Source organism: Streptomyces sp. NPDC051738, assembly GCF_044453205.1.
Lineage (GTDB): Bacteria > Actinomycetota > Actinomycetes > Streptomycetales > Streptomycetaceae > Streptomyces.
Window position 1 is genome coordinate 402,434 of the sequence record NZ_JBITCM010000003.1, and the last position, 12,430, is coordinate 414,863.

Annotated in this window: 10 protein-coding genes and 1 pseudogene; 10 read left to right on the forward strand and 1 reads right to left on the reverse strand. The window is 67.2% G+C overall.

The annotated features are described in order from the left end of the window. Positions 1–306: 306 nt before the first annotated feature. Entirely contained in the window at positions 307–834 is a 528-nt protein-coding gene (locus tag ACIA8X_RS09700) for a glycosyltransferase (protein ID WP_393445095.1), read from the forward strand. Here the strand turns inward: ACIA8X_RS09700 and ACIA8X_RS09705 are convergent. Beyond that, positions 758–1,132: pseudogene (locus tag ACIA8X_RS09705) on the reverse strand (hypothetical protein); the annotation flags it as partial. The gene ACIA8X_RS09700 and the pseudogene ACIA8X_RS09705 overlap by 77 nt on opposite strands. Positions 1,133–1,190: 58 nt before the next feature. On the opposite strand from ACIA8X_RS09705, the gene ACIA8X_RS09710 reads away from it, so the two are divergent. The 9 genes from ACIA8X_RS09710 (at position 1,191) to ACIA8X_RS09750 (ending at position 12,399) form a co-directional block, all read left to right on the forward strand. Beyond that, the gene (locus ACIA8X_RS09710; protein WP_393445097.1) at positions 1,191–2,759 is read left to right on the forward strand and encodes a site-specific integrase; all 1,569 of its coding nucleotides are present in this window, start codon (positions 1,191–1,193) and stop codon (positions 2,757–2,759) included. A gap of 92 nt (positions 2,760–2,851) precedes the next feature. Continuing rightward, complete coding sequence (locus tag ACIA8X_RS09715) at positions 2,852–4,651, forward strand: hypothetical protein (RefSeq protein ID WP_393445099.1); 1,800 nt, start codon at positions 2,852–2,854, stop codon at positions 4,649–4,651. Positions 4,652–4,752: 101 nt separating this feature from the next. Then, a complete protein-coding gene (locus ACIA8X_RS09720) occupies positions 4,753–6,789 on the forward strand; it encodes an integrase SAM domain protein (protein WP_393445101.1) in 2,037 nt (678 codons plus the stop codon). Then, a complete protein-coding gene (locus tag ACIA8X_RS09725) occupies positions 6,786–7,223 on the forward strand; it encodes a hypothetical protein (RefSeq protein WP_393445103.1) in 438 nt (145 codons plus the stop codon). Before ACIA8X_RS09720 ends, ACIA8X_RS09725 begins: the two co-directional genes overlap by 4 nt. A gap of 316 nt (positions 7,224–7,539) precedes the next feature. Next, the gene (locus ACIA8X_RS09730) at positions 7,540–8,427 is read left to right on the forward strand and encodes a helix-turn-helix transcriptional regulator (protein ID WP_382178839.1); all 888 of its coding nucleotides are present in this window, start codon (positions 7,540–7,542) and stop codon (positions 8,425–8,427) included. Between the two features lie 214 nt (positions 8,428–8,641). Continuing rightward, the gene (locus ACIA8X_RS09735; RefSeq protein WP_393445106.1) at positions 8,642–9,523 is read left to right on the forward strand and encodes an aldo/keto reductase; all 882 of its coding nucleotides are present in this window, start codon (positions 8,642–8,644) and stop codon (positions 9,521–9,523) included. Positions 9,524–9,601: 78 nt separating this feature from the next. Then, positions 9,602–10,858: an MFS transporter gene (locus ACIA8X_RS09740; RefSeq protein ID WP_393445109.1), complete on the forward strand. Its 1,257-nt coding sequence runs from the start codon at positions 9,602–9,604 to the stop codon at positions 10,856–10,858. A 94-nt stretch (positions 10,859–10,952) separates the two neighbouring features. Beyond that, a complete protein-coding gene (locus ACIA8X_RS09745) occupies positions 10,953–11,282 on the forward strand; it encodes a carboxymuconolactone decarboxylase family protein (protein ID WP_393445111.1) in 330 nt (109 codons plus the stop codon). A 136-nt stretch (positions 11,283–11,418) separates the two neighbouring features. After that, positions 11,419–12,399 carry an aldo/keto reductase gene (locus ACIA8X_RS09750; protein ID WP_393445113.1) on the forward strand — a complete coding sequence of 327 codons (981 nt, stop codon included), beginning with the start codon at positions 11,419–11,421 and terminating at the stop codon, positions 12,397–12,399. Positions 12,400–12,430: the final 31 nt, after the last annotated feature.

The following is a 12,430-nucleotide window of genomic DNA, read 5'->3' on the forward strand; positions in this document are numbered from 1 at the left end:
TGGGCCCTCGGGCGGAGTCGGCGGGTGTCCGGCTGGGGACGATTTCGTCCGGCACTCGGCGGGTGTTCTTCCCGAATTTTCGGTGCGGTCTCTTGCCGTCGAACCGCCCTCGTCGCAGGCATCCTGCACTCCGTCTCCAAGACGGGACTCGGGGTCCTCGCCGGACGTCCACACCATGGACTGGCAGTCTCCGAGTTCGTCCGACGCCAGGCGCCCCGAACCGACGTCACCCAACTGTCCGACCTCCACCCACCCTTCATGTTGCCCCGGCCGGGACACCGCGTAGAGCGCACCGAGGCCCTGCTCATGGTCAACCCGGTCCCGGCGAAAGGCGCCAACCTCCTGCACCAGCTCATCCGCCGCATGCCGGAGCAGCACTTCACCCTGGTCGAAGGCTGGTGGAACACGGTCGAACAGTTCGCCGGCTACCCCAACGTCACCTACGTGCCGCGGGTCTACGACATGAGCACCCTCTACAGCGGCCACCGCCTCCTGCTCGTGCCGTCCACGGTGGAGGATGCCTTCCCCCGCGTGATCGTCGAAGCCGCGCTGCACGGGACACCGAGCATCGGCACCGACCGAGGCGGGATGCCCGAAGCTATGGGGCCCACCGGGATCGTGCTCCCCGCCGAAGTCGGCCCAGAGGAGTGGGCGGGCGCCATCCGCAGCCCTAATCACCGCGGCCTGGGGAAAAGGCTCGGCATCGGGCGACCGCTCTCGCCGGGCCACGCCTGCCGGACCTCGAACGCCTCGGGATCTACCCTTCGGCGAACGCGTCCTCCACCTGATCCAGCCGGTCCGTCCACCAGTGCAGCAACGCCTCGTCCGCCGTGAACAGCTCATCGAACGAGAAGTCATCGCGGTCGTAGTGAAACTCCAGCTGCCAGAAGTCCGTCATCCGCTTCCACCACAGCCGACGAGCGCCATCCACCAACGCGGACGACTCCAGCGGCACGACAGACCTGTACCCGCCGACGAACGCCGACACCCGGGCGAGGTCAAATACCCCGTCCACACCGAACTGCACCTGCGCCGTCCGCACAACCTCCTCCGCGTACGGGCGAATCCCAACCCGGTCCCAGTCCAGGACGGCGGCAAGCTCCTCGCCTTGCCAGAGCACATTCCGGTACTTTCACTAGGCTTCTCAGAGTTGTCGGGTAATCGGCTCATGACTCGCCCTTGGAGAAGTGATGTTGGATCGTTGGGGCGTCGAGTTCTACGACTTCCTGAAGCCACCGCCGTCCTTGGACGAAGGCATGCTCAGCGGGTTCGGTGATCTACACGACCGGGCGGCGAGGAACGGAGCTCAGCATGGCACGCCAGTCCTTGCCACTGTCTCGGCCTTTGTCGATCCAGGCGTGAATCTGTTCTTTCGCGTCTCGCCGATGAAGGGGCGTGGGGCTCGGACTTGGAAGCGGTACGCATACACGCTGGTCGTGTGGTTGAACTTCCTGCAGGTGTTCGGCAAGGGCTGGCGTGAGGCGACGGCGCGGGACGTGGAGGCGTTCAAGGACTGGCGCCTGACCGACGTACGCAATGACGAGCGGATCAAGGCGGCCAGCTTCGACACGGATCGTGCAGCTCTGAACACCTTCTACACCTGGGCGTGGGGGAAGTACGGCGTCCAGAACCCGATGTCCGGGATCGCTCCGGCGTCGAACTCCGGTGGCCGTTCTGGACAGGGGGTCGGCCCTGGGGGAGAGCGGCGCGATGGGATCCGGCCAGCGGGTTCACGTGGTCGGCAGGTGAAGTGGATGCTGCGTGCACCCTTCGAGCAGTGGCGGGACATCGGTCTGCGCGGCTACGGCTTCGATGGGTTGCGCAGAGCCGGCTGGTCGGGGCCGAACGAGGACCGGGATGCGGTCTTCGTCGACGGGTTGTACGGCACGGGGCTGCGTCTCCAGGAGTGGGGCAGTGTCCTCGACGTGGAGATCCCGCGTTCCACCGGAGGCCGATTTCCGCGGGCCTGGTTGGCGGCGGCGTGCGTGAAGGGCGCCAAGGAGGGGCGGTGGTATCGAATACCGAGGGCGGTGCTGCGGGAGATCGAGGGCTACATCGACCCGTTGGAGGGGTCCCGGACGCAGGCGATACGCCGAGCGCAACGGCGAGGAACCTACGAGAAGATCTCGTATAAGCGGGTGGTCCGTGGCTACAACGCCCGAAGCCGGCTGCTGTACCTGGAGAGCGGGGGATCGCTCTCGGTGGACATACTGGGCCCCGATGAACGGCGATTGCTGTTCCGGCGTACCGCGTCCGGGCTGGAGCCACTGGCCCTGTGGCTGTCGCCGAACGGAATGCCGAAGAAGTTCGAGGGCTGGGAGGACACGTTCACCGCCGCCAACGAACGGATCCAGCGGGTCTGGGCGCAGGCGGGCGGGGAAGGGCTCGTGCCGTTGTGGTGCCGTCCGCACATGTGCCGGCACTCCTTCGCCCTCAAATGGTATTCGCTGCTCTCGACAGTGTGGCAGCCCCGGTTGAATGGGTTCACCGAGCAAGAACTGTCGGACATCCGGGAGATGTTCGGCGGCGTGTGGTACGCGCTGTCGCTCATGTTGGGGCACGCGGATCCGTCCACCACGCGGGAGACGTATTTGGAGCCGTTCACCGCGCTGCAGGTCGACTACTTGATGGAGTTGCTGGACAGCGAGGAGACCCCGGCGGTCGAGGTGCTGATCCGCACCGTGGCCGAGCAGGGTGGACGGACGCTGACCAGCGTCGCTCGTCCGGGCACCCAGGTCCAGACGGGGGGCCGTGCGTGAGCGCGGGAGGACGCGGCGGGCGCCAGGCGGGAATGCCCCCGAGTGACTGGCGGCCTCCGGAGCGGCTGCTGGAGGCATCGGGGGGCACCGCGGTGCGAGTTATCGAGGAGTCCGGCGCCCGCTCGCGGGTGTTCGACTTCGCCGACATCCAGGACCCCAAGGGGAAGCGGGTCGTCATTGATGAGGGCCTGCAACGCTGGTTCGCCTCCGCCTTCGCGGAACGCACCTCGCCGCGTTCGGGCGTGAAGCGGGTGAGAGGGGCCGAGAGTCTTTACTCGGTGTTGTCCTGGCTGGCCCGCTACTTCTCCGTCCAGAGTCCGACCGTCCGAGGGCCGGGCGACGTTACTGCGGCGCACGTGCTGGAGCTGTGGACGCACACGGAGGGGCGAAACGCCGCCTCTCAGTGCAGTCACCTTCATCGGCTCCGGCAGTTGTGGCGGGATGACGACCGGCTGTCGAAGGAGGTGAGAGATGCGCTGTACAGGGAGCGGATGCCCGAGGTGACAGAAGTTTCCGACGTCCCGGCATACGACGACAACGCCATGCAGCGGATCATGGTCGCCCTCCGGCACGACATTCGGGTGGCGCGGGATCGCATCCGGGCCGGCCAGGGCCTCCTGACCCGCTTCCGAGCCGGTCAGATCGGGTACGGGCATCCAGACCACACGCTCGGCATGCTGCTGGACGTCTTTGAGCGCACGGGCGATCTTCCACGCACCCCCGGAGGCGCCATGGTGAGGGTGGTGTGGAAGCTGGGCGGCTCCCAGGAGATCACCCGAAGGTTGTGCCTGACCTCGCGGGAGTTGACGGCGTTCTGCCTGCTGCTGACGGCATTGACCGCAGAGAACTTCGGCACGGTGGCATCCTGGCCAGCCGCGCATCACCGGCCGGATGGCGGAGTCGAGGGAGTTCCCCAGGTCGCGCTAATCGAGGCATCCAAGCCCCGGCGCGGCCCGGAGCACGAGCACATGGTGACACCAGTGGAAGATGTGCCAGAAGGACTGGCCGTTCTGCTGGTCGCCGATGATCCAGAGCCCCGGTTGTTTCGTTCACCGCTACGGGTCTATCAGCTGCTGCTGGAGCTGACTCAACTCGCCAGGCACCACGGCGGCCACGGCTCGGCCTTCGCCGGATTCCGGACACAAACAACCGGAGCGAAACGCTGGACGCGCGGAGCCGACGCCAAGAACATCGCCCGCTGGTCCGCTCAACACGGATTTCCCACCCAGGAGCCCACGAAGGACGGGGTCGAGCCGGTGGAAGCCAGACGGTTGCGGCAGACCGGCATCGAGCGCAAGCGGCGCCCAGTGGCCCACACCCGGGCCACCATGAACGACCACTACCTCTCCCGCAGCGAGGACGTCGCCACCCAGTCCCGCGTCGTCGTCGCGGACGCACTGCGCTCCCAAGTAGCCGCTGCCCGCAAGCGACGCAGCATCACCGTACTGCCGGCCACGCTGGTTGCCCGGGCGGCCTCCGATCTGGAGGGCGCCGCCCGGGACGCGGACCTGGATCCTGTGGTCCTTCAACGCCTGGTCTCCGGTGAGCAGGACACCGTGCTGACGGGGTGTACCGATCACCTCAACAGTCCGGGGGCCCCTCCAGGTGAACCCTGCGCGGAATCGTTCCTGGCCTGCCTGGGATGCGAGAACGCCCGCGCCCTGCCCCACCAACTCCCTCTGCAAATAGCGGCCCTGGATCAAATGAGCATCCTGAGGGTTCACACCGACGCGGCGACGTGGAATGCGAGACACGCGGTACACCACGAGCGGCTCGAGGACCTGGTGAGCCAATATCACCAATCCGAGCAAGACCAGGCACGCCAGCAGCTCACCGGACGCCAGTCGGAAATGATCAACAACCTGATGGTCGGACGGATGGACCTGCGATGACCACGGCCAATGACGCTGCCGCTACCTTGCCGTCGCTACTGAGCGAGCTCGCAAACAGGGAAGTCCTCCATACCCGGTCTCTGAGGCACGGAACCGACCGCGTGGCACTGTCACGGGTCCGGGATCCCACCTGGTCGCTGGCGGAAGTCCAGCCGGACCAGCACATCCAACCGATCACACTCCATTGGTCGACGTACCCGATCCTGCTGGAAAACGACTTCAAAGTCTTCACCTTGGCGACACTCGACAGCCCTTACCCACCCGTCCTGAGCAGGCTCACGGGGATCGACCAGGCGAGCATCTCCACGGTGCATCTGTGGTTCAAGCGCCTTCGCGTTTTCGCGACCTGGCTGCGGCATCGCGGCATCGATCGGCTCTACGAAGTGACCGATCGTGATCTCGACCTGTATCTGGACCATGTCCTGTCCATACAGGCCAGCACGAGCACGCGCCGTTCACTCCTCAACGCCGTTCGGGCCGTGTGGGCCTACGCGCCGCATTTGCCTCCAGAATGCCGAATGTCCGCTGCGGAGCCGTGGCAAGGGCGCACTCCGGGCGAGCTCGCGGAGGACATCCAGACCGGCCGCGGCAACAAGACCGCGAGGATCGCGGCGGACACGATGATCCCCCTACTGGACTGGGCCCTGCGGATCGTCGAAGACATCGGCCCCGATGCCCGCGACGCTTGGCGAGAGTTCCGTCAGCTGTGCACCGGAACCCATCCCGGGCAGGCACGGTTCGCCGGGCTGCCACACGCCGAACGCATGAACCTCTTCCTCCTGGATGCGCACCGCACAGGCGTCGCGCTGCCAGGTGACCCCGAGAACCCCGGCGCGATCGACTTCAAGTACCTGGCCTGTCTCCTCGGGCTTCCCGCGCTGTCCAATTCCCTCTCCCGCGGTCCCCGTTCGATTGCCAAAGCCTCGGGGGTTCCGGTGGCCGGGGACTTCTTCGTCGGCAGTGTCACTGGTCGGATCGACGGGCGCCCGTGGAGGGACAAGCCGATCACAGTGTCAGAACTGCCGAGCCTCGTCTGGGTGGTGACGGCAGCATGTTTCGTCATGGTGTCCTATCTGTCGGGTATGCGCCCCGGGGAGGTGGCCAATCTCCACCGCGGCTGCCGTGCGGAGGATCCGGATTCCGGGGAGTTGCTGTTGTTCGGGCACCGTGGCAAAGGCCACGACCGCACCGCGGCGGAGTCACGGGGACCGGCCAGCCGCCCCTGGGCCGTCGTCCGCCCCGTACATCAGGCCATCCACCTGCTGGAGACGCTCCACGAGACCGACCTGCTCTTCCCGACCCGCCTACCCGGCACCGGTGGCCGCAAGAGCCGCATGGGCGCCCTCACGTGGGGCTCCAGCAAGACGATCCGTGAGCTGCAGCGGCTCCAGGACTGGGTGAACTCCACCTATACCCCCGCCGATGGCGGCGTCGCGATTCCTCCAGATCCCATCAAGCACCTGCACGCGTCGCGCTTCCGCCGCACCCTCGCCTTCTTCATCGTGCGCCGCCCCCGCGGGCTCATCGCCGCCGCCCTGCAGTACGGCCATCTCAAGACGAAGGTCACTTTGAATTACGCCGCCCAGGGCGACGATTCCTGGCTGGATGATGTCGCGGTGGAACGACTGGAAATGTTCCTCGAGCAGTCCGAGGACGACTGGACCCGTCTGGAGGAGGACGACGAGCACGTCAGCGGGCCGGCCGCCGCAGAGTACAGGCGCCGCACTGCCGGCACAGCGATCTTCCTCGGCCGCACCGTACGCGCGCAGGCCAGCGTCAAGCGACTCCTTGAGCAAAGCGACACCGACATTCACCACGGCGAAGCCATGACCTGCGTCCATCGTGCCGAAACCGCCGCTTGCCGCAAGGAGAAGCTGCTGTTGGGGCTGCCCGACGACGACGGGCCCGACGAATCGCTGTGCCGCAGCACCTGCGCCAACCTCGCCTACACCGACCGGGACATCGCCGAACACCGCATGCGACTGCCCGTCCTGGAAAACGAGGCCCGTGACCCGATGACTCCACGTCCGCGCCGGGACCGAGCTGCCGCACAAGCGGCGCAGATCTGCGCGGTGATCGAGCAGCACGAGACATCACGCCCGGAAGCCACGCACAGGGAAGGCGCCCAGGTCGCATGACACGAAAGAACCGAGACCGAGAAGCCGAACGTCAGGAGATACGCGCCGCCGCAGAACGCCTTCTGGCCGGGACGCCCCTGCGTTCGCCAGTCGGAAAGCTCACGGGGACCGAGCTGATCGCCGAGTGCGGGCTACGGCGCGACGTCGTCTACGGCGATCACAAAGAGCTCGTGGACGAGTTCCGGGCACGGGCCAAGGCGCAGAACTTCACCCCGCAGGTCGTCCAGACCATGGCCGATGAGAACACCACGCTGCGCGAAGTCCTGACGAAGATCAAGACGGATCTCGCAGCGGAGCGCGAACGGGTTCGCGCACTGGTACGTACCGCCACCGAGCTTTCCCTGGAGCTGGAGCAGACCCGCGAAGAACTCGCAGCGGCTCAGCAGGTCACTCGCCTTCCGGGTCCACGAGGAACTGGACGAGTGCCCGGCTGAAGGTGGACACACTTCCCGTGACGGCGTGTGTGCCACGCAGCGAGTATCAGCGAGATCGATCTTGGTGAACGTGGTGGCGCCGTACGTGCTGACCGCGCTCATCGAGCGGCAGGCACGGCTTGTATACGTCAGCAGCGGAATGCGCCGCGGCGGGCGGCCGGACCTCACCGACGTGGACTGGTCAGGCGCGCGCAGGCAGCGAACCCATCTGACCTGTGGCTCCACCCAACCGGAAGGGGCTGGCGCTGGGGGTTACTGCTGTGAGGGGTAATGACAGGGTCTCTCAGTTGGTGGGCGGCGAACCTACCCTGACCTCATGGACAACCGCGCCGAAATCAGTGCGTTTCTGAAGTCTCGCCGTGACAAGATCACGCCCGAGCAGGCCGGTCTGCCCGTGTACGGCCAACGCCGGGTGCCGGGGCTCCGCAGGAACGAGGTCGCGACGCTCGCCGGCGTCAGCGTCGAGTACTACACGCGTCTGGAGCGCGGCAATCTCAGCGGTGTCTCCGACAGCGTCCTGGAGGCGCTGGCCCAGGCTCTGCGGCTCGACGACACGGAGCGCACGCACTTGTACGACCTGGCCCGAGCGGCGAACACGACGCCCGCCCGGGTGCGGCGCCGGACTGCCCGGCCGGCTGTGCGGCCCAGCGTGCAGCGCATCGTTGACGGGATGCCGGGCATGCCGGCGTTCGTGAAGAACCACCGATTCGACATTCTGGTCGCCAATCCACTCGGTCGCGCACTGTTCTCGGAGATGTACGCCGATCCGGTCTGTGGGGCGAACACCGTGCGGTTCGTGTTCCTCAGCCCCGCGGCCCGGCGGTTCTACGTCGACTGGGAACGCATCGCCAGGGGCGCTGTGGGTGCGCTGCGGATCGAGGCGGGCAAGAACCCGTACGACCGCGAGTTGTCGAACTTGATCGGTGAGCTGTCGACCCGCAGCGACGCCTTCCGCGTGATGTGGGGCGCCCACGACGTGCACGTCTTCCATGAGGGGACGAAACGCCTCAGGCATCCGGTCGTGGGCGAGCTGGAGCTCAACTTCGAATCGATGAACCTGCCGGACGGGTCGGGGCTGGTGGTGGCGTTGTACAACGCGGCCCCCGGCTCCGCGGCCGCGGACGCGCTGAACCTGCTGGCGAGCTGGTCCGCCACGGCCGAGGCCGCGGATGTGCAGGCCGCCGAGGCGGACTCCGAGAACTGAACCGACGTCCACAGCCCCGCCTTCTGCGGCTGCCGCCGGCAGCAAGGGCGGGGCTTTGGCCTGCGCATATGCCGCTGGGGGTCCCTGATGTTACCCCTCACAGCGGAGACTCCCTCATCGTGTCCGTTCCCGGTTGCATGGTCAGTGCCCCGCTTTGGGGCCACCCGGTATCAAACCTCGTATCGGTCCGTCTCCGCTCATGCAAGGAGCCACCATGACTGGCAAGAGCACGATGATCACGCTGAACAATGGCGTGCAGATGCCCGCGCTCGGCCTCGGCGTCTTCCAGAACCCACCGGAGGAGACCGCCACCGCGGTCACGACCGCGCTCCAGCACGGCTACCGACTGATCGACACCGCCGCCGTCTACGGCAACGAGAAGGAGGTCGGCGAGGGCATCGTCGCCTCCGGCGTCGACCGCGGCGAGGTCTTCGTGACCACCAAGCTGTGGCTCTCGGACTTCGGCCATGACGCGACCCTGCGTGCCTTCGACGCCAGCCTGGGCAGGCTGGGCCTGGACTACCTGGACCTGTACCTGCTGCACTTCCCGTACACGTCCGAGTTCGACTCCACGGTCGCCGCGTACAAGGCAGCACAGAAGCTGCTGGCCGACGGGCGGGTGCGGGCGATCGGCGTCTCCAACTTCAGCCCCGAGCGTCTGAACGACCTGATCGTGCGCACCGACGTCGTACCGGCGGTCAACCAGGTCGAGCTGCACCCGTACTTCATCCAGGGCGAGCTGCGCGAGGCGCATGCCGGCCTCGGCATCGTCACCCAGGCGTGGTCGCCCCTCGGCGCGGTGAACCTGTACTGGCCCGACGCCCCGCACGCGGGCAAGAGCCCGCTGCAGGACCCGGTCATCACTCGGATCGCTGCCAGGTACGGCAAGACCCCCGCGCAGATCGTGCTGCGCTGGCACATCGAGCACGGCCTGTCCGCGATCCCGAAGTCCGTCACGCCGCACCGCATCGCGGAGAACATCGGCATCTTCGACTTCGCGCTCACCGCCGACGAGACGGCCGCCGTCGACGCCCTCGACACCGGCCTGCGCGGCGGCCCCGACCCGGACAGCATCAAGGCCGACTCCTTCGGCTGAACCGGCGCCGGCGCCCGGCCGCTCCCGCGACGCGGCCCCCTGTTTCACCCCCACCTTCAGCAAAGGCTCTACCTCCGCATGTCTTCTCACCGAGAAAAGCCCGCCAGGCTGCCGTTCGTCGTCCCGCTGCTGGCCCTCGGCACCTTCGTGATGGTCACCAGCGAGTTCATCATCGCGGCTCTCCTGCCCGAGGTGTCCGCCGACCTCGGCGTCAGCGTCTCCACGGCCGGCCTGCTGATCACGGCGTTCGCGGTCGGCATGATCGTGGGCGCGCCCACAATCTCGATCGCCACGCTGCGCCTGCCCAGGCGTTTCACCCTGGTCCTGGCGCTTGCCGTGTTCGCCGTTGGCCACGTGATCGCCGCACTCAGCTCCTCCTTCCCCATCGTGCTCGCGGCCCGTGTGATCATCGCGCTGGCCACCGGTACCTTCATCTCCGTCGGCTCGGTCGTGGCCACCTCCGCCGCGGGACCGGCCGCCGCCTCCCGCGCCATGGGCGTGATGATGAGCGGCATGAGCCTGGCCATCGTGGCCGGTGTGCCGCTGGGCTCCTGGGTCGGTCAGGCGATCGGCTGGCGCGGCACGTTCTGGGCGCTGGCTGCCCTCGCGGGCGTGGCTGCCCTGGTCATCGGCCGGTTCATCCCCGCCGCGGAACGCGCCGAGGTGACCCCCTCCGTCCGCTCCCAGCTCGCCGTCCTGCGCCATGGCCGTATGTGGCTGGTCCTTGCCGCCACCGCGCTCGTCACGGGTGGCTTCATGGCCGCGTACAGCTACATCTCTCCGCTGCTCACCGAGCGGACCGGGATCTCCGAAGGTGCCGTACCGCTCGTCCTGGTCGGCTTCGGCGTCGGTGCTCTGCTGGGCACGAACATCACCGGGCGCCTCGGCGACCGCAAGCCGCTGGCCACGTTCATCACCACCTCCGTCGCCTCGGTGCTGGTACTGCTCCTGCTGATCCCGCTGTCCACCAGCCCCGTGGCGACCGTCGTCCTGGTGGTGCTCCTGGGTGTGACGGGCCTGGGCATCACATCGATCGCCACCCCGCTGGCCGTGCGCTTCGGACACTCCTCGCCCGCCCTCGCCGCTGCCTTGACGGTGTCGGCCTTCAACCTGGGGATCGCCCTCGTCTCCTGGCTGGCGGGCACGACCTTGGACACCTCCCTGGGCGTGACCGGACCGGAGGTGGTCGGCGCGGTCATGGCCGGCCTGGGCCTGATTCCCCTGCTCGTCCTCGCCGCGATACGAGCCACCCGCACCGCCGTACCTCAGGTGTCCCTGCCTGCGGCGGACGAGGAGACCTCGCACAAGGCTCAGGCCCACCGCGCGGCGGCCTGACTCCCGGACACCACAGGGTGTTCCGGCAACAAACCCAACAACTCGTTTGATTCAGTTTTGTAACGGATCAAACACATAGAAAGGATGAAACGCCATGGCTGAAGAACAGACCGCCGCACAGAAGCTGCTCGGCGACTTCGCGCCCGAACTGGTCCGGCTCACCGACGACGTCCTGTTCGGCGAGGTGTGGGCGAGCGAGGGCCTGTCCCAGCGGGACCGCAGCCTGATCACCGTTGCCACCCTGGTCGCCCTCTACCGCGCCGACCAGCTCGCCTTTCACCTGCCGAAGGCGCTGGAGAACGGGGTGACGAAGAACGAGCTGGTCGAGGCCATCACCCACATCGCGTTTTACGCCGGCTGGCCCAATGCGATGTCCGCGATCACCCAGCTGAAGAACCTCGTCGAGGGCGCCGACGCGAGCTGACCCCGCGCCGACCCGTCGGAAGCAACACCCCATGCGACGACGCGGACTGACCAGACGTCTGGCACACCTCCGACCATCAGGACCCACACCGGCCAGGGCGTTGCCGTCGCTCCTGGCCACTCGAAAGGAAAACGAAATGAAGAAGCGTGTACTGGGAAACAGCGGCCTCGAAGTGTCGTCGATCGGGCTCGGCTGCATGGGAATGACCTTCGGCTACGGCCAGGCCGCGGACACCGGTGAGGCCATCAAGCTGATCCGGGCCGCCGCCGAGCACGGTGTGACGCTCTTCGACACCGCGGAGGGGTACGGAGAGGCGAACGAAAGGCTGGTGGGCGAGGCCCTGGCGCCGGTGCGCGACCAGGTCGTCCTCGCCACGAAGTTCGGGTTCAAGGACGGCAACCCCACGGCGGGGCTGGACAGTCGGCCGGAGCGGATCCGCCTGGTCGCCGAGCAGTCCCTGCAGCGTCTGCAGACCGACCGCATCGATCTGTTCTACCAGCACCGGGTGGACCCCGACGTGCCGATCGAAGAGGTCGCCGGCACGGTCCGGGATCTCATCCAGGAAGGCAAAGTCAAGCACTTCGGCCTGTCCGAAGCTGGTGCGGACGTCATCCGCAGGGCCCACGCGGTCCAGCCGGTCACGGCCCTGCAGAGCGAGTACTCGCTGTGGTGGCGCGAGCCCGAGGAGACCATCCTGCCGACCCTGGAAGAACTGGGCATCGGCTTCGTGCCGTTCAGCCCGCTCGGCAAGGGGTTCCTGACCGGCGCGATCAGTCAGGACACGAAGTTCGAAGCCAACGACATCCGCAACGTGCTGCCGCGCTTCGAGGAAGAAGCGCGTGAGGCCAACCTCGCCCTGATCGCGCTGCTGGGTGAGATCGCGGACGCCAAGCAGGCCACCCGGGCTCAGACCGCCATCGCGTGGCTGCTGGCACAGAAGCCGTGGATCGCACCGATCCCGGGCACGACGAAGCTGCACCGCCTCGAAGAGAACATCGGCGCCGACAACGTGGAACTGACCTCCGAGGACCTCAAGCGCATCGAAGAGGCCGTTGCCCAGGTGCAGATCAAGGGCGAGCGGTACACCGCAGCGCAGCAGAAGACCATCAACCGGTAAGTCACCGGCCTCCATCGGCCCGTTCCTGACG